Source organism: Kamptonema sp. UHCC 0994, from assembly GCF_029167235.1.
GTDB lineage: Bacteria > Cyanobacteriota > Cyanobacteriia > Cyanobacteriales > Microcoleaceae > Kamptonema.
In genome coordinates, this window is record NZ_JARFTR010000301.1 from 1 (window position 1) to 26369 (window position 26369).

Consider the following 26369-nt stretch of genomic DNA (forward strand, 5'->3'; position numbering starts at 1 on the left):
AAGAGCGATCGCTAGATAGTGCAAGCTGTAAGTCTAGAAGTAAAAAACGACAAATTTTCGGCCGCCATACCTTTACCCATACCATAACAGGAACGTTTACGCCACGCGATCGCGGGTAGGTGTCCCTGGGGAGCATTCAAATTGAATCTGAGTTCATCGTAATAGGCCCAGCTATCTTTTAGCCGCCATCCCACGCGATCGCAAAAGTCTGTATAATTCCCGCCCTCACTCTCCCAAATTTCCTGTTGTACTCTCAACCCAAATAACCCGCTACTATAATATTCCCAAAGTTGGTCAATAGTGCGAAGGTCTGTACAAGGGAATTTTTCAATATCGGCCGCACTCAGCCAACCTTCTTCTTCTCGAAAAGCTATTTGAAGTATAATTTCCCAAGTATGTTCGTCCGCTTTACGCCATTTCCCCGCCGCTAAAAGCTGCATTAATTGTCTGTAATCCATCCCCACTTCTGACATCGGCGGCGTTTGTTCGGGAATCGCACTAATTTTCTCTTCTAGCCGCGATAGGGAATCAGCAATTAAATCTGGATTCATCTGTTCTAGGCGATACAAAACCCATTCTAATTGAGACTGGAGGTTTGCTCTTTCAACTGCGGCTGATTGTAGTTGGATTTGCAACTGATTTAACTGAGTTTCCCATCCCTGAACTTGCGAACTTGCCCACATCCGTCTTGCCCAATCTAGTCTAAGTTGTTCCTTTTTCCAATAAGCTTTGGACTGTTTTCGACCCAGGGGAAAAGGCGCTAAATCCCAACCACAAATCGAGCAGAAATCAGCTTTACCTTCTAAATATTCACGATCGCAAACAGGACACTTAGCCATATTCAATTTTACAGGGGATTTTAGGTTTATTAAATACACTAAGGCTTTATTGCCCTGTTGATATACTAATTGGACAGTCAAGAATTAAAGTTAATAGGTACGGGGCGCGAAATTCCGTAACCCTGAGCATAATCTACTCCTATCTCTCGCAATTTTCCTAAGATAGTTTCGTCTTCGACAAACTCAGCCACAGTTTCAATCTTCATGGCATGGGCAATGCGATTAAAGCCTTCCACGATCGCTTGAGAAATCAAATTATGACTAATCTTCTTAACAAAGATACCATCAATTTTTAGATAGTCAACTGGTAAATTCATCAGATAAGCAAAGGAACTCAATCCACTGCCAAAATCATCTAAAGCAAAGCGACAGCCAAGTTTTTTGAGTTCGCTAATGAAATATCTGGCTTGGTCAAAGTTAGCGATCGCTGCGGTCTCGGTGATTTCAAAACAAATAGTCTCCGGGGGAATTTGGTAGCGAGGAAATTGTTCGATTAAAAACCTCATAAACCGATTGTTACAAACACTAGCACCAGAAAGATTAATCGTATATAAGCCTTTAGTAACAAGTTCTTGCTTAGATAAAATGTTATAATTAGAAAATATTTTTTCAATTACCCAGCGATCAATATCGGCGCTCAAACCATAACGCTCAGCGGCGGAAATAAACGCAGATGGAGATACTAATTCTCCATTTTCATCTAGCATTCTGATCAAAATCTCATAATGTTCTACTAATGGTTTGGAGGTAATAGAGACAATTTTTTGCTGGTACAGACAAAAACGATTAGTTTCCAGCGCTCGGCTGATTTGGGCAATCAACTGCCTCTCCCCACGCTGTTTAATTAATTCGCTATCATCCCGACGATAAATATGAACACAGTTGCGTCCTTTAGCCTCATCCACTTTCCAGCCAGTTAGTTGTTCAGCCACAGGATTGAAATATCTAATATTACCTTCAGCATCGGTAGTAATGACGGCTTTTAATTGTCTGCAAACTTCATAGCCATCGAGATCGGGTAATTTAATGTCTAGTAAGATTAACTCCGTCGATGGAGATTGGGCGGCTCTGATCGCCATTGCCCCTGTGGTGGCACTGCGAACCTTATAACCTTCTTTGCTCAATGTATCCCTAAGCAAACGCAGGTTGTCCGGTAAATCGTCAACAATTAAAATATTGCCTTGATAGCTGGTGACTGGATCGCTGGTCATAATGATTATTAAGCTACCTAGTACATGATTAGTATAAGCGGATCGATACAGTGGTTCGCGCTGTAATATAGTTAAATAATACACTAGACTTTAAACTCTTTCAATATCTAAGAATCCTTTAATCTTAACCAAAACAAAAAGTCTCAGACCCAACAACCAATTTATGAACATTTATGAACATTTATGAACAAGCATATTTCGCAAATTGCAGGGCTGTTTGTCATTTCAATCGCGGTAATTGTACTGCTTGGTTGGCAATTTGACATATCCCTGCTCAAAAGTGGTTTTCACGTTCTCAATTCTGATCTGGGGGAAGGCTCGATTTCTCAATCAGATAGATAGTCAACGCCAACAAGCCGAAGGAGAACTTAAAAAACTTAATGAAACCTTAGAAAGTCTTGTGACTGAACGGACAGAAGCTTTACAAAAATCCCAGACTCTTTTTGCGGGAATTTTAGAAATTGCCAATGATGCCATTATTTCAGTTAATAGCGACCAACAAATTACTCTGTTTAATCAAGGAGCGGAAAATATTTTTGGCTATAAAAGTGAGGAAATTGTCGGGCGACCTTTAACTTTATTACTGCCAGAACAGTTTAGAAATAATCATCGTCACCATAAACAACGACACTGCAAAAAGCTATTTTAGATAGTGCCAACTACACCATCATTTCCACCACCATAGATGGTACGATTCTTACCTTTAACAAAGCCGCCGAGCAATGGTTGGGATACAGTGCCGCAGAAGTCGTGGGGAAAACAACACCTGTCATTATCCATGACAAGGAGGAAGTCGTGCGGCGATCGCAAGAACTATCTGCCCAAATGGGTTCTATATGACTCAGAAGGCAATATCACAGGGTTTCTCGGCATTGGAAACGATATTACCAGGCGTAAGCAAGCAGAAGCATCTCTGGCAAGCATGGCAGCGATTGTGGAACATTCTGGTGAGGCAATTAGAAGATGCCTCAATCGGGATGGCTATCCTTTCCCTTGATGGGCATTTTCTTAAAGCCAATCCTGTTTTATGTCAGATTATTGGTTATTCCCCAGAAGAACTTTTAGGGTTAACTTTTGAAAGCATAACCCATCCTGACGATTTAGAAGCAGATATAAAAAATGTCAATCAGCTAGTAACAGGTAAGATGTCAAGTTATTCCCAACGAGAAAAGCGTTATATCCATAAGCAAGGACATATTGTTTGGAGTTTACTTAATGCCTCGGTAATCACAGATAAGGAGGGAAATCCGCTAAATCTTATTGCTCACATTCAAGATATTACGGCTCGAAAAGAAGCTCAGTAGAAGCGCTCTCACTATGGGAGAGTTGGTTGCCGCACTTGATTTTTATGGATCTACGAATGCCAATCGTCGATGGATATACTGCGACAAAACGCATTAGAGAAAACCCTAAGAGCCAAGACACTATTATTATTGCTTTAACTGCCAGTGTTTTTGAAGGAGAGCGAGAAAATGTCCTGATGACTGGCTGTAACGATTTTATGAGCAAGCCATTTCAACAGAGAGAAATCTTTGACAAAATTGCTAAATATTTGGGAGTGCAATATACCTACGAAGTTATAGAAAAATACCCGCCAAAATTATTAGTTGAAACGATTTCTGTGGAAGATTTATCTGTGATGTCTCCTCAGTGGTTAGAAGAGATGTATCAAGCTGCTTATTATCTTGATACCGAAGCTATGAACGAATTAGTCACGCAAATCCCCCAATCTAAAGCAAGTTTATCTAAGGCGCTAACTGATTCTATTGATAACTTTAATTCTGACCGAATTATGGAGTTAATTCGACCTTTGCTACCGAATCCACTTTTGTAGATATAGCAACCGCCGAAAGCGGTTGCTATATTATGAAGTTAATAACTCAACAATGCAGATTGTATCAATCATTGGGAGAAATGGTATAACCATGAATCCCTGCACCGATAGTTAAGGAACTTGTGAGGAAGGCTAAACATGGGTTTCTGGTTCTAGATGACATGGATAATCTGGATTACCTGTTTCGATTTGCAAGGTTGAGTGGTCAATCCCAAAATGATTATGGAGTGCTTCGCAGGTGTCGGTGAGAAAGCGATCGCCTGTGTATCCTTCTGGTATAACTAAATGTGCGGTGAGAGCAGTTTCTGTCGTACTTATTGCCCATATATGTAGGTCATGAACTTGCGTCACTCCTTGCAACTCCTGCAAGAAAGTACGGACAGCAATCGGCTCAATCTGTTTGGGAACTCCATCTAAGATTAGTTCCAGCGAATCCTTAAATAAATTCCAAGTACCAACCACAATTATCACGACGATCGCCAGACTAATAACTGGATCGAACCATAGCCAACCTGTTAGCAAAATTGCGATCCCAGCTAACACTACACCAACGGACACCAGTGCATCGGCTGCCATGTGTAAAAATGCGCCGCGAATATTCATATCTCCTTCTCGTCCCGACAGAAACAAGAGAGCAGTTATGGTATTAATAACTACACCAATTCCTGCTACCAAAATCACAGTATCACCAGCGATGGGGCTTGGTTCTTGCAAGCGACGAATCGCTTCCCAAGTAATACCACCCATTGTTAGCAGTAACAGAATCGCATTGAGTAAAGCTGCTAGAATTGAAGAGCGTCGCAGTCCATAGGTGTACTTACGACTGGGAGGACGCTGTACGAGATAACTTGCTGCCCAAGCCAACAGTAATCCCAAAACATCGCTGAGATTATGTCCAGCATCTGCTAGTAATGCTAGCGAATGGGAAATTACTCCAAACCAAGCTTCAACTAATACAAAGCTGACATTTAAACTCGTTCCAATCAAAAAGGCTCGATTGTATGTTTTAGGAGAATGGCTGTGTTCGTGATGATGAACCATAGAATTGATCCCAACAGGTGTTCTGTATCATAGTAATCGTTATCTCTACATTTATAATCGCCTTAGCGATCGCGAGGTAATTTGTACATCTGAAACTTGACTGGTCATGCCAATAACATGGGAAAGTTTACCTTTGAAGAGAGTTTGCGGAGATTTTTGAGGTAAGGTCATAGTCTCTAGGATTTATTGATGCTTACCTACTTATTGAAGTTTCGATGCAATCAGAGCAATAAGCACAAGGAGACCTAATGCTCTCCGAAAGTAATTAACGCCTTGAAATAATTCTTCCCAAGCCCAAGTAAACAAAGAGCCAAAAGCTATAAGGTCTAGTCCTAGATTAATTTTACCTGTTGTAAGAATCAGCTTTAATAAACTAGCTACAATCCAGACAATGAGTGGTGGATTTGGCATCTGAGCGAGAACAATTTTGCCTTCGCTGTCCCGGAACACTTTATCAAATAACGTATTTTCCATGTTTTTAGTTTGGGTGATCGATTTAGCTTGTGGCTATGAATGAGTTGACTAATGATAACACTATTATAGATGGGTTCACCCTTGGAGTTAAAGGATACCCTCGCATCTTTGACATTAAAACCTTGCTGTGGTATAACATACATGAATAGAGCAAGATAGTGATTAGAATGCTGATCAATAACCAAACTAGGATAAATTTACTGGGTTTGAGCGATCGCCTAAAAATCCCGCCTCACAGGAATAGCGATCGCCATCAGCAAATCTTTAACAGATAGATAATTGAGGCGATCGCAGCCAAAGCCCAAGTGTAAAATAATCTCTATAGTTCAGTCAGGTATCAGATCTAAAAACTTGTGCGTTTGTAGCTAAACTTGCATATTTTCGGGTAAGTGTTTCAGATTTATATAGCAAAATAATACATGAGTGTTTCTGTCTAGTACACCGATTTAGGTGATTTGGCAGAAACTTTCTTTATAATCACCCTCAGAAACTTTCCGTCTAGTAAATAGTTATGCGGCTTAGGCTATCGGTTGAGACTGTCGGCGGGGCGTTTAATGTTAAGCTGGTACTATTGTAAATACTCAGAAGTTAGCCTTCTCAAATGCAACACAGCCATGAGCGATCTTGTTTTTGCCTCAGCTTGTCAACTTGCCGAGATGATCCGCGATCGTCAAGTTTCTGCGGTTGAAGTTCTTGACGCTCACCTTGGTCAAATTGCCAAACACAACTCGAACCTGAATGCAATTTGTACCCTGGACGAAAGCAATGCTCGGAATAAAGCCGAGCAAGCTGATGAAGCATTACTTCGAGGAGAAAGTTGGGGTGCTTTACATGGTGTTCCGATCACCGTTAAGGATTTATTTGAAACGGCTGGGCTACGAACCACAGCAGGATCAATCTCCCTTAAAGACTATCTTCCTCAACACGATACTACTGTTGTCAAGCGTCTTCGTTCAGCAGGTGCCATCCTACTGGGAAAAACGAATGTGGGTGATTTAGCAGGCGGGTATCAGGGACTCAATGATGTCTTTCCTCGCGTAAATAATCCCTGGAACCTTAGCTATACGCCTGGTGGTACTTCTAGTGGTGGTGCAGCAGCAATCGCAGCAGGTTTATCTCCGCTCGATCTCTGTTCCGATTTTGGTGGGTCAATTCGTCAACCTGCTCATTTTTGCGGTATCTACGGCTTCAAACCAACTGATCGTCGTGTTCCAACTACGGGACACATCCCCGAAGTTCCTGGCGCACCTCACTGTATGCGTCAAATGCTGACAGTCGGTGGTCTAGCACGTTCAATTGAAGACTTATCCCTTTGTCTGCAACTCATTGCAGGGGCTGATCCTGCTCAACCAGACATTTTTCCTGTTCCGCTTGATCAACCTTCCGATCAATTACTTCAAACTCGGCAGATTGCTTGGTCAGATGAATGGGCATTCTATCCTGTTGCTGAAGAGATTAAATCAGCCATCCAGTCCGTTGCAACAAAGCTGACGGAAGCAGGAGTAACTTTGGAAAAGTGGATTCCCAATTTTGATTTTCTTGCCGCATGGAAAACCTACTACAAGCTTGCAGCTTACAATTTGATCTATGCCCAATCGCTAACGGTGAGTGATATTCGGAAGAATCTATTTTTTTTATTTCGTGATGGTATGCAAGGCGATCGCAATTTTCGCAAGCTTGGTAATCTCCCTAGCATCGGTTTACCTATCTCCTTAAATCCAACCCTAAAAGGCTATTTTGAAACGCTAACAGAGCGAGATTCCTTTATCACTCAGATGGATAAAGCCCTGGCTCAATGGGATGCTTGGCTTTGCCCTGTAGCCATGACTTCTGCATTTACCCATCGGGAGCGCGGCGCAGCAATTCAAGTGGACAATCGCAGTGTGCCGTATTCTATGGCATCGGGTGCTTATGTCGTGCCATTTAATCTCACGGGGCATCCAGCGGTAGTTATTCCCATTGGAAAAGCTCAAAATGGCTTGCCAATCGGAATGCAGATAGTTGGGAAGCGATGGCAAGAAATGGAGTTATTGGCGATCGCCAAGGACATTGATCAAGTCGTTGGTGGATTTCAACGCCCTTCTGAGTATTGAACCATTGTCATTTGCGGAAACGCCGCATAACGTTAAACTAATTATTTAATCCCATAGATCGTCCCTTCACTTAAAAAAACAAACGAAATAGACAAAATAGAATCGATTGGTAAAAGCGATCGCCAGAAATAACGACTCACAGTAATAGCGATCGCCTTCAGGAGATGGATTGTTAATGCGATCGCCTAAAAATCCCGCCTCACAGTATTAGAGATCGCATCTTGATTAAGCTTGACCGATCGCTTTCACCGCAGCAAGATACCGCTCCTTCACATTTTTGTAGTCTAACTCCTCCGCAATTCCTTCCTGGCTACCGCGTTCAATCATATCTGCATGACGTTGTAGTGTGGTTCGGTCTGGTGTTCGGTGAGTAAAGGGCGCGATCGCCGCGATCGCCTCTAACAACCGCATCGTGACTGCGACACTCGACTTTCCATACTGCCGAATCTGGTTGAAAGCCGCATCCGTCGCATCCGCAAACGAGATCGGTTCAGCGACGATCCGAAGCTGATTGTGGTCATCGTAGCGATAGGGAGAAGGAATTTCTCTTTGGGCTAAATGACAAAGAGCCGCGCTAAGTTGATCGATGCAGCGGATGGCAGTAAACGGATCGTTAATGCCTGGAGAAAGGGCGCGTACCGCAATCTCAACCAGTTGGTCGATGGGAAACTCCAAATCTTGCTGCTCTGTGCGCTGTGAACCGAGAATAAATGCCTCGTTGATCTGGACTGCAAGCTTTTTGTTTACCTTTTCTTCAGGAAAGACCCGTACAATTTCACTTCCTTTTACCACAAAACGACCAGGGCGCTGCTGAACCCGCAATAACAGATTATTCTCTATCGCAATCTGCATCAGTTGGTTGTCATCAATCGCTTGAATGTAGCCACTGGCGATAGTGTTAATGGGACAGGACAATTGATCGAAGTCGGCAGGAATAGCGGGTAGGCTCTCCTCCTGTAGCTGCTTTGATGCACTCTGTCCAATTCTTTCAGGAAAAAGCCGATCGATCGCAACATCAAGATCGTACCCCACTTGTTTAATCACCTGATCGACCTGAATAGATGAGGCTGAATGATGAATAAAGTAAATTAATACGCCAACACTGGCGATCGCTAAGACAATGCCGATGGTAACAGCCAGGTGGGGGACAAACTCATCTTTTTCTACCCCATTGACTGTTCGCAGCACCATCAAGCTATACACAAATGTGGAAATGAAAGTTCCCAGTACAATTTGGTTTCCCGTGTCTTGCATGAAATTCCGCAGCAAGCGCGGCCCAAACTGGGAAGAGGCAAGCTGAAGTGCCACGATCGTAATCGAAAAGGCAGTGGTAGCAACACTCACCATTGAACCCGCGATCGCCGAAAGAATAGCCCGTGAACCACTAGGCCCTAGAGAATAAGCCCAGCCTATTTGTTCGACGATATTGGCTTCTCGTGTCTGGTCAATCCAGATGGTAATAAACGAAAGTGCGATCGCCAGCAACACCATCAGGGTTGGCACAAACCAGAAACTGGAATGTAATGAGTCCCACAGTTTAGCTAATTTAGCGTATTTCATCGATAGTATAGCAACCGCTTTCAGCAGTTAGGGGCTAGGGGCTAGGGGAAGCGTGAAAGAAGGGGAAGAAGGGAATAGAATAAACTGGGTGTAAATGATGCCAGCTACTACAAGGCGAGTAAACCATTTCTTTTGAAAAGAGATAGATTTTCCCTTTGGCAATATTAATTGGCACTGGACGGACACAACCTCAGAAATTGCGTGTGCAGATTTGGAATCGCTTTTATTGTCATCATAGTGCGATCGCCTAATAATCACGACTCACAATACTGGCGATCGCTAATATCAACCAATTTTCATCCTTATTTCTGGCTTTCCAGAATTTTCTTCGCAGTTAAAAGCTCTTGATGTTGCTCTTTACTGAGCGTAGGATACTTGAGATTCAGTTCCTTTAACTGAGTGTAAATGATACCCGCCACAACTAGACGAGTAAACCATTTGCGATCGGCGGGGATAATATACCAAGGAGCATATTTTGTACTGGTGTGATTGAACATATCCTCATAGACAGCCATATAGTCATCCCAAAATCTGCGCTCTTTCGCATCATTCACAGAAAATTTCCAATTCTTTTCAGGGCGATTAATCCGTTCTAGAAAACGTTCTTTCTGCTCTTCTTTGGATACATTGAGGAAAAACTTGAGGATAATCGTTCCATTATTAACCAGATGCTTCTCAAAGTTGTTGATTTCTTCAAAGCGGCGCTTCCAAATATCATTGTCAACTATACTAACAGGGAGAGGTCGCTGCTCTAGAATTTCTGGATGCACTCTTGTTACTAAAATTTCTTCGTAATAAGAGCGATTAAAAATTCCAATTTTTCCTCTTTCAGGTAAAGCCTTAGAACATCGCCACAAATAGTCATGATTTAACTCTTCGGTAGATGGCGCTTTAAAGCTATGCACCTGACATCCTTGAGGATTAATACCTGACATAACGTGCTTGATGGTGCTATCTTTACCAGCCGCATCCATCGCCTGAAAGATGATTAGCACAGCATGGGTGTTTTGGGCATAGAGAACATCCTGATATTCAGCTAACGCCTCAATACCTTCCTTTAATTGACCTTTAGCTTTCGACTTTTTGAGGTGATCGGCTTTGTAGCCTGGGTCATAGTCTTTGGCAAGAGAAATTTTTTGTTCTGGTGGCACAATAAAAGCACGAATCAAATCGTCAAGTTTTTTGATTGGGAATAAATTATTAGATTGATGATCTGTCATATTTTTTACAAAAAATTGTAATTCTATTTATCCTAAACCATAAGTGTTGCGTGTGGTTGACACTCCCCGGTCTAAAGACACGGGGATTCTGCTCTGACAAACTTTGGGGGATGAATCCCACCAAAGTTTAATTCTTAAAGGGTTTGTCAGCAACCCGCTACCCACTCGCTCAATAATTGAGTCTATGGCTACTTTTGATTTTTGGTTATTCCACCCATATTAACTTCTTGCTTTTGCCCCTTGTTCCAACCAAAAACTATGACGTTGATTTGGTGATTTTCGCAATAATCTACGATATTTCTGACTGCCTTGTTGACCGCATCTCTCATTCTTCTGGCGCGAGTTTCCGATAACTGTTGCAGTCGTTTTGACGAAAAACCTTTGGGTAACTTGTATTGAGCGTGAGTCGATTGGATTCGTGCTTTTTCCTTATTAAACCACTGATTCCAAGACTTCAATTTGTGACCATCAATAATGAAAGGATTACCATTACTAGAGACACAAGTTAGCCAGTTATCAATGCCATGATCTATTCCTAAAACTCCTGTCACTTCGAGGCTACAACTAAGAGCTTGCTCAGTTAGAGACTCGTAAACATACTCAATCCAGACCTCACCATTCCTAGGGATTAGCCTAAGTTCTTTAATTTGGCAATCTTTCAAGCGTTCCGGTAATGTTACCCAGAGACAGTCTGTCCCGAAGTGTTCTTTGCCTTTGGTTCCCAAAGGCAATCTCACCCGATTACCCACTATTTTCAAGGCTTGTCCCGGATAGGAAACCTGATACATCGCCCCCTTGGTTCTGTACTTGGGCAATCTCGGTTTTTGATTAATCTCCCCTTTCTTGGCTAACTTTTCTAAGGCTCAAAAAGAGCTAAAAGATTCAGCGACAGATTTAAGCGATTGTTGGGCGACTTGCGAGTAAAGTAATCCGTAATTTTCGTTGGTTTTGGTTATTTTGTACAGTTCGGGATATTTAACTGCGCTTCTATCCCTAAAGTACCGTTGCCTACTTTCGTAAGTGCCGACATTAAACAGATTATTTGACCATCTCAACAGTTGCTCGACAATGGATTTGTCGCATCCTGTTAAATGCCAGATATCTTTTTGTACTGCATACATTAATTTTACCTCCTTTGATTTATTGTACTATACTTGGAAATATCTAACTGGGACTGACGCACCCTACAATCTGGGTGGAATAGACGAATTTATTAAACAATCGATCGCACCAATCCACCCTCGACTCGCAATGCTGCCCCATTAATTGCAGAGGCTAAAGGACTAGCAACAAATGCAACTAATGCAGCTACTTCAGACGTTGAAGCAAATCGCTGAATCAGGGAAGATGGACGAGTCTTGGTAAAAAACTCTTTCTCAACTTGTTCGGCTGAAATATTTTGCTCTTTGGCAAGTCCCTCGATGAAAGTTTCCACTCCTTCGGAACGAGTTGGCCCTGGCAATACTGTATTCACGGTGACTTGACTGCCTGCGGTTGTTTCAGCTAAACCACGACTCACGGCTATTTGTGCAGTCTTGGTAACGCCATAGTGAATCATTTCAACGGGAATATTCAAGCCAGATTCACTAGAGATGAAAATAATCCGTCCCCAATCTTTTTTTAGCATCAAAGGTAAGTAATGACGCGATAGCCTGACACCACTCATAACGTTTACTTCGATAAAGTTCATCCACTCTTCATCGGAGATATCTTCAAATGCTTTAGCGCCATAAATTCCTAAGTTGTTGACCAAAATGTTGACTTCTGGTACTTGTTGAAACAACAATTCAGATCCTGCGGTTGTTCCCAAATCGGCAGCAATTCCCTGAAGTTTGGCCTTGGGGACGCTTTGCTGAATGCTTTTGAGGGCATGGTTTACGCGCTCTTCAGTTCTGCCATTGACAATGACAGTTGCTCCTTCCTGGGCAAGTGTCGTCGCGATCGCAAGTCCAATTCCGGCGGTGGAACCGCTGACCAATGCAATCCGATCTGATAGTTGGAGATCCATATTTTTTTAACTAGGGGCTAGGGGCTAGGGGCTAGGGGCTAGGGGCTAGGGGAAGAAGAAGAGGGGGGGAGAATAAGGGGGTTTCAGTCATTTAGAATATTTTAACCAAATTGGCGGTTGCTATCTAAGCAATTTAGGATTTCAACTTGCTCAAATAATCAAGTGCTGACTCAATTAGTGGCTACCTAATCCAATTTTACCACCATTTTACCCACGTTTTTGCCTTCAAAAAGACCGATAAACGCACTCACCGCTCGATCGATTCCTGCTACTACTGTTTCCTTATTCTTCAATTTTCCAGCTTGGAAATAGCCGCCAACTTCCTGTTCAAATTCTCCCTGACGATCGAGCCAATCGCTAACAATTAGTCCTTTCATTGTCAACCGTTTGGTAATCATATTAAATAGATTGGAAGGGCCTGGCTGGGGCTTTTCATCGTTATAACCGGAGATGCTGCCACAGGCGATAATCCGGCCATGCACGCGCAATGCCGAAAGCGCTGCTTGCAGGGTTTCGCCTCCGACGTTATCGAAATAGACATCAATTCCGTCCGGTGCTGCTTGGTTTAGTTGTTCGAGAACAGGGCCGGCTTTGTAATCGAAGGCGACATCAAATCCGCATTCTTCCCGCAGAAATTTGATTTTTTCCATTGAACCGGCTGAGCCGATGACATGGCATCCGCGCAATTTCGCCAGTTGTCCGGCGACATTTCCCACCGCGCCTGCGGCTCCCGAAATAAAAATAACATCGCCGGCTTTGACTTCTACCAAATTCAATCCCACCCAAGCCGTCATACCTGTCATACCAAGGGCACCGAGGTAAACCGATAACGGTTGAATATCGCGATTTACCTGATGTAAATCTTTTGGTGTAGCTATGAAGTATTCACGCCAGCCATAGTTGGAAATGACAACATCACCTGACTTGAATTCTTGGGCCTGCGACTCGATTACCTCGCCAACTGCGCCGCCTTCGAGTGCTTTTCCTAACTGGAAAGATGGAACATAGGATTTGCTCTCGTTCATGCGACCGCGCATATATGGATCGACTGACATATAGAGATTGCGAACGAGCACTTGCCCATCTTGAAGTTGCTCTAGTTCTGTTTGCGCGATCGCAAAGTTATCTGGGGTAGGAATCCCCTTGGGGCGAGAGACTAGCCGAATCTCGCGGCTCACGATCTCTGTCATAATTTTCTCCTTATTAAACATTAAGATCGGGATGGCTAAAAAGCTGACTGTATAAACATTCTTCCTTCTTCCTTCTTCCTTCTACTTAACTGTTTTTTGGTTTGCGATCGCCCCATTAATCTAAAGTTCTTGACGGGTTGGACGGATGATGATTTCATTGACATCAACATCACCGGGCTGCTCAATGGCATAGGCGATCGCGCGGGCAATAGCATCTGCATCAATGGCGATCGCATAAAGTGCCTTCATTCTCGCTGCTGTATCTAGATCGCTAATCGTGGTAGTTAATTCAGTAGCAACTGCTCCTGGTGAGATATTAGTCGAACGGATTTCACCATTTGACTCTAGCCGCAGCCCTTCAGAGATCGCTCGTACTGCATACTTAGTAGCACAGTAGACTGCTGACCCCGGAAACACTTTATGTCCGGCCACAGACGATAGGTTAATGACGTGACCAGATTTTTGCTGACGCATAATCGGTAACACGGCAGCAATCCCATAGAGAACGCCCTTGATGTTGACATCGATCGTCCGATCCCACTCCTCTACCTTTACTTGGTCGAGGGGAGAGAGTGGCATCAAGCCAGCATTATTGATTAGCACGTCGATCCGGCCGTAGGTACTCAAAGTTTCCTTCGCCAATGCTTCCACCTGGGCGCGATCGGTCACATCCGTTACTCGGTAGGTTGCAGTTCCCCCCGATTGGGCGATCGCGTCAACCAATTCTTTGAGGCGATCTTCCCGGCGGGCAGCTAGCATTAGTTTGGCTCCATTAGCAGCAAGTCGCTGCGCTGTCGCCTCACCTAATCCACTGCTGGCCCCAGTGATAATTACTACTTTGTTTTGAATTTCAGACATATTGATTTCTGCGGGTTATTGAGTGTGGGTCATAAAACATTAGATGCTGAAATCAGCTAAACTCAGTAAGCTTTTACGCATTTATAGCAACCTCCAAGACGGTTAGGACACTCTGAATAACTGAAACCGATTCTTTTCCCCTCTTCCCCTAGCCTAAGCGCCCCTAGCTATATTATTCAACTAGCTTGTAGCTTAATCAATGTTTGTGTCCCAGCAGCGTCACTAATCCGAATAGCTACGATCGCGCCGATTGAATCCTGTCCCGTTAAAATTTCAGTTGGTGAATCGATCGTGTGAGCATAAGTCACCTCATCTTTACCCACCTCAATCACCAAATCATCCCCCTTACCAGGGCGATCGTAAACCATCGCCATCAAAGGTGCATTCTTAATCAATTCTGCATCACCGAGTTCTGAATTGATGACTTCGATGGAAATATGCCGTCCGCGATTACCATCTGAAAATTGATCGAAAAATTCACCCCATCGCTCGCTTGGTACAGATTTGTTGATGTCAATTTTATTTGTCATTATGACTCCTTGTGAAAAAATATTAAAAAGCAAAAGAGCAATAAAATAGTTACTAAGTTTCACTACCCTATTGGTGTTGGTTCAAAGCCTTAAACAGCCACAGACATACTAACTTCATGACTAATTCTGTCTAGCATCCGCTTCGCCTGGTTGTCGATGACTTCATTTCCTTTCCGGAAAAAAATTAAATAACTCTCTCGATGACTTGATGATTTCATGATCTAGAGTTACGGTCATCAATCTTAGGTTTAATATGTGAATATCTTAAGAGGTAGATATAGCAACCTTCTCGGCAGTTAAGACGTTCTGAGTTCCACCAAACTCACTGATTCTATTCCCTTCTTCCCCTTCTTCCCCTTCTCTCCCTTCTTTCACGCTTCCCTGAGCATCGGAGCATCCTAGCCCCCAGGGTTTGAAAACACGCCCTAGGGGAAGAAGGGAAGAAGGGAATAGAATAAGCAAGTTACAGAAATTCAGAACGCCGCCCTGTGGGCGGTTCAATTTCTGCCCACAGGGTGATGTTACAAAAAGGAGTGAATTTTAGACTGCTCAAGTTCGCGACCAATAAACACTAATTTTGTCTCTCGCCGCTCTGAAGTTTGCCAAGGACGGTCATAGAAATATTCTATACGGGAACCTACTCCTTGTAGCACTAAACGCATAGACTTTTTGGGAACAGCAACAAAACCTTTAATTCGGTAAATCTCTTGCTCTCGGACTAATTCTTGCAGTTTTTCTACCAAAATTTGAGGTTCAAATTCCTGTTCGGCAATAAAGTACACTGAATTAATTTCATCATCATGATCGTGTTCTTCTTCTGTGTCATGGTGACTAGGACGAGCATCTAAGTTATCCTCAACAGCCGCATTAAATCCTAACAGAACATCGGGATTAATTTGACCACCTTGACAATGTACTATTTTAACACTTTTCTGCACCTGTTGTTTTAACCAATCTTGTACTTTAATCTGGGTTTGAGAGTCAACACAATCTACTTTGGTTAACAGCACCAAATCAGCACAGGCTAACTGATCTTCAAACAGTTCTTCTATTGGTGTTTCGTGGTCTAAATTGGGGTCAGCTTGACGTTGAGCTTCTAATGCGTCAATATCGCCGACAAGAGTGCCATTTGCGATAGCTTCGCAGTCTACAACTGCAACCACACCATCTACTGTCGCACCTGTGCGAATTTCTGGCCATCGAAAAGCTTGAATTAAGGGTTTAGGAAGTGCTAGACCAGAGGTTTCGATTAAGATACAATCAATTTGCTCTCGCCGCTGCAATAATTCCTGCATTGTGGGCAGAAATTCCTCTTGAACTGTGCAACAAAGGCAGCCGTTTGTAAGTTCGACAATATTTGTATTAGGGTTTGTATTGGCTGCGTCTTCTTCATCACAAACTTGGCAGGAACGCAGTAGTTCTCCATCAATTCCTATTTCACCAAATTCATTGACAATCACAGCGATTCTGCGCCCTTGATTGTTTTGCAATAAGTTACGAATTGTGGTAGTTTTGCCGCTGCCGAGAAAACCTGTGATTACAGTAACGGGAATTTTTGCGCTCATGGAAAGTCCGGTAATTTTTACTATTTTTGATTGTTTTGGGCCGCATATGTAATGCTTCCGTAACGCCGCCCTCTGGGCGGTTTAATTACCGCCTAGAGGGCGGCATTACAGATTAATTTAGTAGCGGTGGAATCCGGGCAACGATGCCTTTTTTTAGCGGTTCTGGTCGCTCCGACCAAGGCAATAAACCATCAGGTTTTGCATAGTATTGGCTAGCACATTCTAGCACTGCGGCGGCACTTTCACCTTCGTTGGCGGGTAAGTCACCGAAGAGATAAATGTATTTCCCAGAAGCGGCAAAAGAAACAGCACAAGAACGATTACAAGCACTCATGCAGTTGACTTCTTGAATCTGAAAATCATCTCGTAATTCCCAGTTTTGTGCTAAGTGCGAGACTTGTTCTAATAGGTGTTCGCCGCCGCTTTTACCTTCTCGTTTTCCGTCTTTCCATAAGCTGGCGCAGCTTGTACAAACAAATAGAGTATGTGTGGTTTTCATCAATAAATTATCCTTTTCTACTTTGGTAATAACTCTAAGAATTTGCCGACGCGCGAAGCGAAAATCTACGGCTTTGCAGCCATATTCCTAGCATTAAACCAATTAAGATAATGCTAGTTTTGCAGTTGAAAGTTAGCTGGTTGTCCGACTGTGGCGCTAATATCGCCAGATAATTGCACCTTAAATCCCTCAGATTGGACAACTCCTGAGCGATTGGGTTTGGCTGTATGATGAGAGAGATGGGAGGCAGGCATGGATATATGAGATTGTGCGATCTCAGCGCTGATGTTGAGGTATAATAGGGATGCGATCGCGACAACGATGGCTGCGCTCAATAACAGTCTTAATCGCTGGGGTGCAATTTCTCCCGGCTGAATTTTTTGATCGCCTCCGATAATCCAACCTCCTGTTAACCCAACAATGAGTAAAATTGTTGCTAGGATGCTAAAGTTGCGATATTTTAGCCAGTTTTCAGGAACAGATAAAGTCAGGGTTTGCTGGATGGCTTGTGAAGTAAATTGTCCAAAGTGTCAGAGCACACAGCGAGATATAGAGCGTCGCTTGTACTGGTTTTGATAAAGCAAAGTTTGCTGTCTGTTGCTGAACTGAAAGAAGGGATTGTGTAGTCATCATGTACCTCGCTGATGAATTTAGGGCAATTAAAACAGTGGTGGGCATTCTGGCTAGGAGATTTGGGTGATTTCTCCTTTACAGTTGCGGGACAGCGTTGGATTTGCACCAACTTTCCCCGTTACCTCTAGCGGCTGCTCCCCGCTAGAACCGACTGAGTTTTAGGATTATATCACACTTGCTGTCTTTAAGTAAAGGACTTAATACTGAGTAAAAATACTTGGGGCTTGAGGGCTGGTGAAGGCTGTTGCGATCGCAAGTGGTTACGCTGATGCTAATCGCCTTCTAGATATTAGTAGAAATTAGTGAAAAAGAGTTACAATAGTCTCCGTACCTAAACAACCTAGAGGTAAACAGCATGACTTCACAGCAGATAGAACAACAGATTCAATCCAAAATTTCATCGTCACTAGAACCTCTAAATCCAGAACAGGTACAGAAGGCGATTGATCTGCTAGATGAATGGATGACGGACGAATCAGGATATGATGAAGAAACCTGGCCAGCACTAAAAGCAGCACTTGACAAAGAGCGAGATATAGTTTCAGCAGAGAGGCTTTTTAATGAGTAAAATAGTTTTGTTAGATGCTGGGCCGCTAGGAATGATTAGCCACCCTCGGAACAATCCCGAAATCAAATTTTGGCTGGAAAATTTACTGCGATCGGGAATTTCCGTGAAAGTGTCAGAAGTTGCTGACTATGAAGTTCGTCGCGAATTGCTTCGGCTTAACAAAGAGAAGGGACTTCAACGCCTCGATAATCTTATCAATCGACTTGGCTATACTCCTATTACCAGACAAGTAATGCTGAAAGCTGCTGAATTCTGGGCAGATGCAAGAAAACAAGGTCAGCCAACAGCAAATAATCAAGCTCTGGATGCAGATGTAATTTTAGCAGCACAGGCTTTCACTATTAGCAGTCAAGGTGAAAATACAGTTATCGCTACTACAAATATTAGACACTTAACTCGCTTTGTTACAGCTAAACTCTGGAATGAGATTACTTAAATTATACAAGATTTATCTCGCTATTCCCATTTATTGATACCTACCAAATTCAAAACTAACAAACGTGAAGCCATTAACGCCCCCACCACAAACCCAAATTCGCAAAGCAGAACACATCCGTATTTGTCTAGAAGAAGATGTACAATTTCATCAAACTACTAATGGACTTGAACGCTACCGTTTCACTCACTGTTGCTTGCCAGAGTTGAGCCTGAGCGAGATTGATTTAAGTACAACATTTCTCGGCAAAAAAATTGGTGCACCGCTGCTAATTTCCTCAATGACTGGTGGTACTGAGTTAGCCCAGACTATCAATTATCGCTTAGCCGATGCTGCCCAACATTACAAAATTGCAATGGGTGTCGGTTCCCAGCGAGTAGCTGTAGAAAATCCCCAACTAGCTGATACTTTTGCCGTGCGGCAAAGGGCTCCTGATATTCTTTTATTTGCTAACATTGGAGCAGTTCAGCTAAACTATAACTACGGTCTAGAAGAATGCCAGCGATCGATCGATCTTTTAGAAGCGGATGCTCTGATTTTGCATCTCAATCCCTTGCAAGAGTGCATTCAAACTGAAGGTGATACTAACTTTAAAGGATTGCTTGATAAAATTGCTAAATTGTGCTATAAATTGCAAGTACCAGTAATTGCTAAAGAAGTCGGCAACGGCATTTCTGGAGCTATGGCGATCAAATTAGTCGAAGCTGGCGTAAGTGCGATTGACATTGCTGGAGCTGGTGGTACTTCATGGGCAAAAATCGAAGGAGAACGAGCAAAAGATGCTAAACAGCGCAGATTAGGCGCAACATTTGCCGACTGGGGAATGCCAACGGCCGAGTGCATTGTTAACGTCCGCGCCGCAACACCAAAAGTTCCGCTAATTGCTTCTGGAGGATTGCGAAATGGGTTAGATATAGCTAAAGCGATCGCGCTGGGAGCCGACATAGCAGGACTAGCATGGCCTCTTCTACAAGCAGCAGCCGAATCAGAAGCAGCCGTTAATGAGCTAGTTGAAGTTTTAATCGCAGAGATCGCCACAGTTCTATTCTGTACAGGTAGTGCGAACCTGCATGATTTAAGAAATTCTGGAGTTCTGTTAACTGTTAACTGTTAACTGTTAACTGTTAACTGTTAACTGTTAACTAATAACCAATAACCAATAACCACTAACCAATAACAATGAAAGATTTTCTAAAATTTACCTTTGCCAGCTTAGTTGGAAATCTGCTAGGACTCGGCCTTATTTTCACTCTAGGATTCGGGGGACTGGCGATCTTGATCGTTGCCGCTGCCTCCAAAGATTCAGGGCCACAAGTTAAAGATAAATCTGTAATCGTTTTAGACCTTTCCGTCAACATTAATGACTCAAAGCCTAACGCTACCATCGGAGAAGCGCTTTCTGACGACCGCTCTGATACAATTACTCTCCGAAGCATTTTAGATGCTTTGGAAACAGCTAAAAACGACCCAAAAATTGTCGGACTATATCTTCAAGGTAGTTCTGATAGCGGTAGCACTGGCTGGGCAAATCTGAAGGAAGTGCGCTTGGCTCTCCAGCGTTTTCGAGAGTCAAAAAAACCCATTTTTGCCTACGATATGGACTGGACAGAACGAGAATATTACCTTGGTTCAGTTGCTAACACGATTGCTGTAAACCCTCTTGGTAGTTTAGAAATCAACGGTTTTAGCAGTGAAGAAATGTTTTTAGCAGGTGCGTTGGAAAAATTTGGCATTGGCGTACAAGTTACCCGCGTCGGCAAATATAAGTCAGCCGTAGAACCATTTTTCCTCAAAAAAATGAGTCCAGAAAATCGGCAGCAAACAGAACAATGGTTGGGAGATATTTGGAGTGAATTTCTCAATACAGTTGGACAAAGCCGGAAATTAAAGGCAACGCAATTGCAAGCGATTGCGGACGATCGGGGCACATTAATGGCCGATGAAGCTCTCAATAGCAAACTGATTGATAAAGTTGCTTATTTTGACGAAATTGTTGCAGAACTTAAGAAACTCACAGGAGTAGATAAAGAAGATAAATCTTTCAAACAAATTAGCCTAAAAAACTACGCCAAAATTGCCGACAATAATAAGAACAAAAATATCCGTGCTAATGATAAGAAAAGAATTGCCGTACTCTACGCAGAAGGTGACATAGTTGATGGCGAAGGAGGCCCCACTCAAGTGGGAGGCGATCGCATCGCTAAAGAACTGCGAGAACTGCGAGAAGATGAAAACGTTAAAGCAGTAGTCCTGCGCGTCAACAGTCCCGGCGGTAGTGCCACTGCTGCTGAAGTAATTGGGCGAGAAGTTATACTCACCCGCCAGAAAAAACCAGTAATAGTTTCAATGGGTAACTTAGCAGCTTCCGGTGGCTATTGGATCTCTATGGGTGCAAACCGAATCTTCGCAGAACCGAATACAATTACTGGTTCTATTGGTGTTTTTGGTTTGTTGATGAATGCCCAAAAACTAGCTAATAACAATGGCATTTCTTGGGACGTTGTAAAAACTGCCCGCTATGCTGATTCTGAAACTATTTCTCGACCAAAAAGCCCTCAAGAATTGGCGAATATACAGAGGGTTGTAGATCGAATTTACGACAGATTTACTAACAAAGTAGCAGAGTCCCGCAAGCTACCTCTGAGTAAAGTGCAAGAGATTGCTCAAGGGCGAGTTTGGTCTGGTTCAGCGGCGAAAAAATTAGGTTTAGTGGATGAAATTGGTGGTCTAGAAAATGCCATTCAAGCAGCAGCGAAACAGGCTAAAGTTGGAAATAATTGGCAATTAGAAGAGTATCCAAAGCGCCGTAGTTTAGAAGATCGGATTTTGGAAAAGCTGTCAGGCGTTCGGGTTTCTAAATCATCAGTAAGCCTAGATCCTCTGACGGCAGAGTTTAATAAATTTCAGGATGAACTGGTGATTTTAAAAGCTATGAATGACCCGCATGGCATTTATACTCGCTTGCCTTTTAATTTGCGGATTGATTAATTGTTAACTGTTAACTGTTAACTGTTAACTGTTAACTGTTAACTGTTAACTGTTAACTGTTAATCTTATTGAGTAATGTTGAAAAGCAAGCGCAAATCCAAGAAATCGAAACAGAAACTAAGCATTACTAAGGCACCAAAACTTACGAAGAAGGCACTAGCTGTACAAAAGCGCAAAGCAGCACGCCAAAAGCAAGAAGCAGTAAAATCAATCGCTACTTTTGGCTCTATTGGTGCAGTAATTGGGATGATTTTCTTATTAGCCGGTAAGGTTAAAATCGCTATTGCCGGAGGTGGCGGTGCGGCAATTTTAATGCTTTCCTATAAATATCCCCGTCAAGCTCTTTGGGCTTTTTTAATATACTTACCTTTCAGTGGTACAGTTACTTACTGGATAGGTAGTGGCAATGCAATTTTCCAGATCGCTAAAGATGCTTTCTACATCCCAGCTCTGATTGCGCTGATTCAAAATTGCAAAAAGAAAAGGCTGCCTTTCTTAATTCCCAAAAATTTGATTCCCACTTTTAGCATTGTCTTGGGTTTATCATTGTTGACTCTAATTTTTGCTAATGGAGAATTGCAGCTCAACCCAGGACGTGACAAACCTATTTTACAAGGAATTATCGGATTGAAAGTGCTGCTCGGATATTCGGCACTAATTCCTTGTATGTATTATCTAATTCGTAATAAAAAGGATTTGTTGTTTTTTACCCGGATGCACTTGCTGCTGGCAATCGCTTGTTGTACTCTCGGTTTAATTCAGTATTTTATGTTAACAACTGGGAAATGTCAAGGCACTAGAGGAATGACGGGAGAGCTGTTATTTAAAGCAACTTTAACTGCCAAGTGTTTTGTCGGCGGCTCGCTTCTATATAGTCCAGAGGTGAACACGATCCGCTTACCTGGGACGTTTGTAGCACCTTGGCAGTGGGCGTGGTTTTTAATTGCTAATGCCTTTTTAACTTTCGCTTCTGCCTTTAGCGAGTCTTCATTTTGGTGGCGGATGATGGGTTTAGGAGGCATAGCATTAGTGTTTACAAATGCGGTTATTTCTGGTCAAAGAGCGGCTTTAATTGTCGTTCCTGCTGCTATTTTTATTTTACTAATTCTCACAGGTCAAGTAGTTAATTTTAAACGATTTATTCCTATTGGTGTAGGGTTGGCAATTATCCTCTGTATAGGTGTAGCAACTAACCCACAAATAGTTCAGCAACGGTGGGATAGTTTTGTCAGCCGTTGGAATGCTGCACCGCCTCAACAATTTCTATTTAATCAATTTCAGCAGAGCCATAATTTCATTGACGGACATTGGCTAGGGATAGGGTTGGGACGAGCTACTAATTCGACCCGATTTTTGGGTGCTACACAGTTAATTGAAACCTACCAGCCCAAGCTGATCTACGAACTTGGCTATCCTGGTGCAATCGCATTTCAGGTGATGTTTTTACACTTAACTTTCCTAACTTTCAAAGCTTACCGCTCTGTGCGAGACAGAAGTTTGCGGATTTACGGAGCTAGTTTTTGGGTATTCATTGCCTTTATTAGTATCAATCCTCAATACTATCCTTTAGATGTCGATCCAGTAGCAGTTTATTACTGGATGTTAGCAGGAGTTGTTTTTAAGTTACCCAAAATTGATCGACAAATAGATCCTGAAAAACATCAAAAAATCGAGCTAAAAAATCTACCAATATCTCAACAGCTTAAAGAGAAAAAAAATATAGACAGTTCTCCAATTTAAGTGTTGAAAACTTTATATAGCAACCGTCTTGGGGGTTAGGACTTTAATTAAGAAGCATGAGTCATTAAATATTGACCGTTACCATTATATTCACCATCACAACAGGCGAAATTGCGGACAAACCAGATCAAATAGAATCTCCAGATGCGGCGAAACTTGGCATATTCCATACCGTAATCTAAATCTTTTATTATTGCCTGATTATCATCAAAATTCTCTAGCCAAGTAGCCAATGTCTTAGAGTAATTAAAGCCATTAAGATACCATCTTTGAATTGTTTTGAGGTCTTTATTATGGCTGGGAACTGCATCGTATTTCCAGTAACGACCGTGAGGAAAAATGTATTTATGCGTGTAAACACTGGACATATTGTTTGGAATACGAACTGTAATGATATGAATAAAAACCTTACCATTTTCCTTGAGAAAAGAAGCTAATTTTTGAAAAGATTTTGTTAAATTTCCTACATGACAAAAAACTCCAATCGAGAGAATTTTGTCAAACTTTGTCTCAAATTTAGCATCATTCAAATCTCCTTCATATAGAGTGAATCGACCTGAACTGAGGTGGCTTTCAGGGTCTTGCATTTTATGTCGGATATATTCACATTGCTCGTGGCTCAAATTTAAACCCGTAAACCTAACATTCGGAAACTTAGAAAGAATATAATTGGGAACGCATCCCCAACCACATCCAAAATCTAATATTTCGTCTCCATCCTTGATATCTAACTTTTCAATTACATCGTCAATCATTTGGCTCTGAGATTGCTCAAGGTTTAATGCTCCTTTTTCCCACAATCCCATACTGTACTTAGGATAAATAAGTTTACTATCGCCTAACATTGTATTCAGCATAGTTTGAGGCAAATCGTACTGAATATTTATTAGCTCCCGCGATCCTTCGGCGATATTATCAGTTTCTTTCATTACCCATTCATAAGGTACAAGCAAGGAAGGGAAATATTTAAATAAGATGGGCATACAGGTATCAAAAAGCCCTGCCAAAACTGGATCTGGAACTTCTAATCCATTAATATAAGCCTCTGCTACTGCCATTTGTAGGGTATTAACGACCTGTACTGCTCCACGAGTTGCTTTGTAAGCTAAGGTAGTTTTGGTATTGATATCTCCCACAAGAGGTAGATATTTTTGCAAATCTTGTACTGTGGTGTTAGTATTCATAAATCAGGCTCCAAATGAGTTAAACTGCTAAGTATTGAACTTCTTAATTGTTATCAATCTTGTCAGCCAGAAAAGTTGTTGTTGTCAATGACCTCTTCTAAGTAAGCAGATGGAATTAAATGTGAGGGCGATTTCGGCATCGCAACTTTAATAATGAAGATGCGATCGCCTTCACCTAAAACTGAGAAGGCAAGCGGACAGTAAATAAACTTCCCTTGCCTAATTCAGACTTGACCTCGATCGCGCCGTGATGAGCTTCGGCAATTTGCCGACATAGGTGCAACCCTAAGCCAGTACCAGAGCGCTTATGGGTTCCGGGCCCGAACCGTTCAAATAACTTTGCTTTTTCCTCTGGAGAAATACCGGGCCCGGTGTCTTGAATATCTACGGCTAATGATGAAATAGGTTTGTTCCAGGTATTAGTAAAAACAGGGGTGTTAGTCCTCCGCAGACAGATATTAATAGTACCCGCATCAGTGAATTTGATGGCATTACCGATTAAATTGGTAAACAAGCGATGTAATTCCATGCGATCGCCCCGGAATTTGCTAATTTCAGGGCGATCTGCATCGATAACTGATTCTAATTTCACAGCCAGATTTTTAGCGTTTGCTAAGGGAGCCAGTTCTTCTTTCACCTCAGAAAGTAATTGCTGCAAATCAACGCTGCTGAAGCTCAAAGTTTTACGACCCGCTTCGTAGCGATAAACTTCCAGCAGCATATTCACCATTTTAAGTAAGTTTTGGTTGCTGCGAACCATCGTAGCCAGGGCTTCTTGCATAGGAGTGGATGTTTCTCCCAAAGCCCCCTGTCGCATTAAACTCAGCATTCGATCTGCTGCTACCAGGGGTGTTCGTAAGTCGTGGGCGAGTCTGGAGACAAAATCTTCCCGCTGGAGGGCGATTAAGTCCCGTTCGTCAACGCTGTGCTTGAGCCGCAATAGCGATCGCACTCTCGCCAGCAGTTCATCCATCTCAACGGGTTTGCGGATGAAATCATCTGCTCCCATATCTAAACCCTGCACTACGCTAGGCTGATCGTGAGCTGTAATCAGCAAGATCGGGATAAAAGGTAGTTTTCCCTTCTCAGCATTCTCACGAATACGCTGAGTCACTTCATAACCATCCATTCCTGGCATCATCACGTCTAGCAGCACTAAATCGGGCGGAGATTGCTCGATCTGAGCTAAGGCAGAAAAGCCGTTTTCGGCACTGCTAATTTCATAGCCCTCATCCTCCAGAATGGTTTGTACCAATAGCACATTATCTGGAGCATCATCAACTACAAGAATGCGATCGGCTTTAGCAGAGTTTGGAATCGGCAAAGATTTCATTGAATCGTTGGCTGGCAAGATATGCGGAGCTTAATAAAGTTTTCGGTTTAGTTCTATCATATTTCTCTTCCTGTTGCCTCTTTCGCTAGGAAGATACTTGTCGCATTAGACATTAAAGCCGCGTTAAGTAACGCGACTTAATTCAATCTCCGATATGCCAGCCCCGTTTTTTAGGGTATTTACTATCCCGGCGTACCTTTATCAAGAGCTTTTTGTAGAAGTTCGTCACTGACTGCTCCTACTTCCTCTGGTTCCGGGTTAATTTCTTTTACCATCGAGATAAATTCATCTTGGTTGCCGCTCGATTGTGTTTTCAATTTTGTATCTTTAGGGGCAGAAATGTCAAATTTAGCAGCAGTCGCAGTTGCCGCTGCTTGAGTACCAGCACCAGTGCGGTCAACTTCGCTGACACTGAATTCTTTGGAAGCTTCGTAATCTGCTGATACATCAACCTGCGGTATTTTCTTTTCCCCTGATGCCACATCCTCAGCTATTTGCTGAGCGTCAAAAGTTTGCTTGTTTGTTAATTCAGTGGTTGCTTTAGACATTGGACACTCCTTATTTT

General features: G+C 42.6%; 29 protein-coding genes and 1 riboswitch. Of the genes, 10 read left to right on the top strand and 19 right to left on the bottom strand.

Annotated elements, in window-relative coordinates:
* Positions 1-11: 11 nt before the first annotated feature.
* Both PY364_RS27015 and PY364_RS27020 read right to left on the bottom strand, forming a co-directional pair.
* Positions 12-839, bottom strand: a complete 828-nt coding sequence (locus PY364_RS27015) for a GUN4 domain-containing protein (protein WP_275570804.1) — start codon at positions 837-839, stop codon at positions 12-14.
* Between the two features lie 77 nt (positions 840-916).
* Entirely contained in the window at positions 917-2050 is a 1134-nt protein-coding gene (locus tag PY364_RS27020) for an EAL domain-containing protein (RefSeq protein ID WP_275570805.1), read from the bottom strand.
* Between the two features lie 280 nt (positions 2051-2330).
* On the opposite strand from PY364_RS27020, the gene PY364_RS28865 reads away from it, so the two are divergent.
* The 4 genes from PY364_RS28865 to PY364_RS28880 are packed head-to-tail and all read left to right on the top strand — an operon-like array spanning position 2331 to position 3884.
* Positions 2331-2699 (top strand): PAS domain S-box protein, encoded by a 369-nt coding sequence (locus PY364_RS28865; protein ID WP_343278995.1) that lies wholly within the window; start codon positions 2331-2333, stop codon positions 2697-2699.
* Positions 2700-2743: 44 nt separating this feature from the next.
* Positions 2744-2890: a PAS domain S-box protein gene (locus PY364_RS28870; RefSeq protein ID WP_343279020.1), complete on the top strand. Its 147-nt coding sequence runs from the start codon at positions 2744-2746 to the stop codon at positions 2888-2890.
* Entirely contained in the window at positions 2887-3354 is a 468-nt protein-coding gene (locus PY364_RS28875) for a PAS domain S-box protein (protein ID WP_343278997.1), read from the top strand. Before PY364_RS28870 ends, PY364_RS28875 begins: the two co-directional genes overlap by 4 nt.
* A gap of 44 nt (positions 3355-3398) precedes the next feature.
* Complete coding sequence (locus PY364_RS28880; protein WP_343278999.1) at positions 3399-3884, top strand: response regulator; 486 nt, start codon at positions 3399-3401, stop codon at positions 3882-3884.
* 132 nt (positions 3885-4016) lie between these two features.
* On the opposite strand, the gene PY364_RS27030 is transcribed toward PY364_RS28880, so the two are convergent.
* Entirely contained in the window at positions 4017-4925 is a 909-nt protein-coding gene (locus PY364_RS27030; protein ID WP_275570806.1) for a cation diffusion facilitator family transporter, read from the bottom strand.
* Positions 4926-5126: 201 nt separating this feature from the next.
* Positions 5127-5399, bottom strand: coding sequence for a hypothetical protein (locus tag PY364_RS27035; protein ID WP_275570807.1), 273 nt, complete (start codon positions 5397-5399; stop codon positions 5127-5129).
* Positions 5400-6013: 614 nt separating this feature from the next.
* Between PY364_RS27035 and PY364_RS27040 the strand changes: the two genes are divergently transcribed.
* Complete coding sequence (locus PY364_RS27040; RefSeq protein ID WP_275570808.1) at positions 6014-7492, top strand: amidase; 1479 nt, start codon at positions 6014-6016, stop codon at positions 7490-7492.
* A gap of 225 nt (positions 7493-7717) precedes the next feature.
* Here the strand turns inward: PY364_RS27040 and PY364_RS27045 are convergent, their stop codons facing one another.
* The 12 genes from PY364_RS27045 to PY364_RS27100 form a co-directional block, all read right to left on the bottom strand.
* Complete coding sequence (locus PY364_RS27045) at positions 7718-9052, bottom strand: DUF2254 domain-containing protein (protein WP_275570809.1); 1335 nt, start codon at positions 9050-9052, stop codon at positions 7718-7720.
* A 302-nt stretch (positions 9053-9354) separates the two neighbouring features.
* A complete protein-coding gene (locus PY364_RS27050) occupies positions 9355-10272 on the bottom strand; it encodes a polyphosphate kinase 2 family protein (protein WP_275570810.1) in 918 nt (305 codons plus the stop codon).
* Positions 10273-10460: 188 nt separating this feature from the next.
* The gene (locus tag PY364_RS27055) at positions 10461-11060 is read right to left on the bottom strand and encodes a transposase (protein WP_275570811.1); all 600 of its coding nucleotides are present in this window, start codon (positions 11058-11060) and stop codon (positions 10461-10463) included.
* A gap of 75 nt (positions 11061-11135) precedes the next feature.
* A complete protein-coding gene (locus PY364_RS27060; RefSeq protein WP_275570812.1) occupies positions 11136-11393 on the bottom strand; it encodes a hypothetical protein in 258 nt (85 codons plus the stop codon).
* A 92-nt stretch (positions 11394-11485) separates the two neighbouring features.
* Positions 11486-12280, bottom strand: a complete 795-nt coding sequence (locus tag PY364_RS27065) for an SDR family oxidoreductase (protein ID WP_275570813.1) — start codon at positions 12278-12280, stop codon at positions 11486-11488.
* 185 nt (positions 12281-12465) lie between these two features.
* Positions 12466-13470 carry an NADP-dependent oxidoreductase gene (locus tag PY364_RS27070; RefSeq protein WP_275570814.1) on the bottom strand — a complete coding sequence of 335 codons (1005 nt, stop codon included), beginning with the start codon at positions 13468-13470 and terminating at the stop codon, positions 12466-12468.
* 120 nt (positions 13471-13590) lie between these two features.
* Positions 13591-14328: an SDR family oxidoreductase gene (locus tag PY364_RS27075; RefSeq protein ID WP_275570815.1), complete on the bottom strand. Its 738-nt coding sequence runs from the start codon at positions 14326-14328 to the stop codon at positions 13591-13593.
* A 176-nt stretch (positions 14329-14504) separates the two neighbouring features.
* The gene (locus PY364_RS27080) at positions 14505-14858 is read right to left on the bottom strand and encodes a DUF5335 family protein (RefSeq protein ID WP_275570816.1); all 354 of its coding nucleotides are present in this window, start codon (positions 14856-14858) and stop codon (positions 14505-14507) included.
* An 89-nt stretch (positions 14859-14947) separates the two neighbouring features.
* On the bottom strand, positions 14948-15076 hold the full coding sequence (locus tag PY364_RS27085) for a hypothetical protein (protein ID WP_275570817.1): 129 nt from the start codon (positions 15074-15076) through the stop codon (positions 14948-14950).
* 303 nt (positions 15077-15379) lie between these two features.
* Positions 15380-16423, bottom strand: coding sequence for a cobalamin biosynthesis protein CobW (cobW, locus tag PY364_RS27090; protein ID WP_275570818.1), 1044 nt, complete (start codon positions 16421-16423; stop codon positions 15380-15382).
* A 112-nt stretch (positions 16424-16535) separates the two neighbouring features.
* Positions 16536-16922, bottom strand: coding sequence for a DUF1636 domain-containing protein (locus PY364_RS27095; protein WP_275570819.1), 387 nt, complete (start codon positions 16920-16922; stop codon positions 16536-16538).
* Between the two features lie 113 nt (positions 16923-17035).
* Positions 17036-17257, bottom strand: coding sequence for a hypothetical protein (locus tag PY364_RS27100; RefSeq protein ID WP_275570820.1), 222 nt, complete (start codon positions 17255-17257; stop codon positions 17036-17038).
* Between the two features lie 316 nt (positions 17258-17573).
* Positions 17574-17722: riboswitch (cobalamin riboswitch) on the bottom strand.
* 188 nt (positions 17723-17910) lie between these two features.
* Between PY364_RS27100 and PY364_RS27105 the strand changes: the two genes are divergently transcribed.
* The 5 genes from PY364_RS27105 to hpsL all read left to right on the top strand — a co-directional run bounded on the left by PY364_RS27105 (position 17911) and on the right by hpsL (position 23287).
* Positions 17911-18123: a hypothetical protein gene (locus tag PY364_RS27105; RefSeq protein ID WP_275570821.1), complete on the top strand. Its 213-nt coding sequence runs from the start codon at positions 17911-17913 to the stop codon at positions 18121-18123.
* Positions 18116-18559 (top strand): nuclease, encoded by a 444-nt coding sequence (locus tag PY364_RS27110; protein ID WP_275570822.1) that lies wholly within the window; start codon positions 18116-18118, stop codon positions 18557-18559. Before PY364_RS27105 ends, PY364_RS27110 begins: the two co-directional genes overlap by 8 nt.
* 64 nt (positions 18560-18623) lie before the next feature.
* Positions 18624-19673, top strand: a complete 1050-nt coding sequence (gene fni, locus PY364_RS27115) for a type 2 isopentenyl-diphosphate Delta-isomerase (protein ID WP_275570823.1) — start codon at positions 18624-18626, stop codon at positions 19671-19673.
* A gap of 65 nt (positions 19674-19738) precedes the next feature.
* The gene (sppA, locus tag PY364_RS27120) at positions 19739-21547 is read left to right on the top strand and encodes a signal peptide peptidase SppA (protein ID WP_275570824.1); all 1809 of its coding nucleotides are present in this window, start codon (positions 19739-19741) and stop codon (positions 21545-21547) included.
* Between the two features lie 75 nt (positions 21548-21622).
* On the top strand, positions 21623-23287 hold the full coding sequence (gene hpsL, locus PY364_RS27125; RefSeq protein WP_275570825.1) for a hormogonium polysaccharide biosynthesis protein HpsL: 1665 nt from the start codon (positions 21623-21625) through the stop codon (positions 23285-23287).
* Between the two features lie 47 nt (positions 23288-23334).
* On the opposite strand, the gene PY364_RS27130 is transcribed toward hpsL, so the two are convergent.
* The 3 genes from PY364_RS27130 to PY364_RS27140 form a co-directional block, all read right to left on the bottom strand.
* Positions 23335-24471 carry a class I SAM-dependent methyltransferase gene (locus PY364_RS27130; RefSeq protein ID WP_275570826.1) on the bottom strand — a complete coding sequence of 379 codons (1137 nt, stop codon included), beginning with the start codon at positions 24469-24471 and terminating at the stop codon, positions 23335-23337.
* Positions 24472-24646: 175 nt separating this feature from the next.
* On the bottom strand, positions 24647-25804 hold the full coding sequence (locus PY364_RS27135; protein ID WP_275570827.1) for a hybrid sensor histidine kinase/response regulator: 1158 nt from the start codon (positions 25802-25804) through the stop codon (positions 24647-24649).
* 182 nt (positions 25805-25986) lie between these two features.
* Positions 25987-26352, bottom strand: a complete 366-nt coding sequence (locus PY364_RS27140) for a hypothetical protein (protein WP_275570828.1) — start codon at positions 26350-26352, stop codon at positions 25987-25989.
* Between the last annotated feature and the right edge of the window lie 17 nt (positions 26353-26369).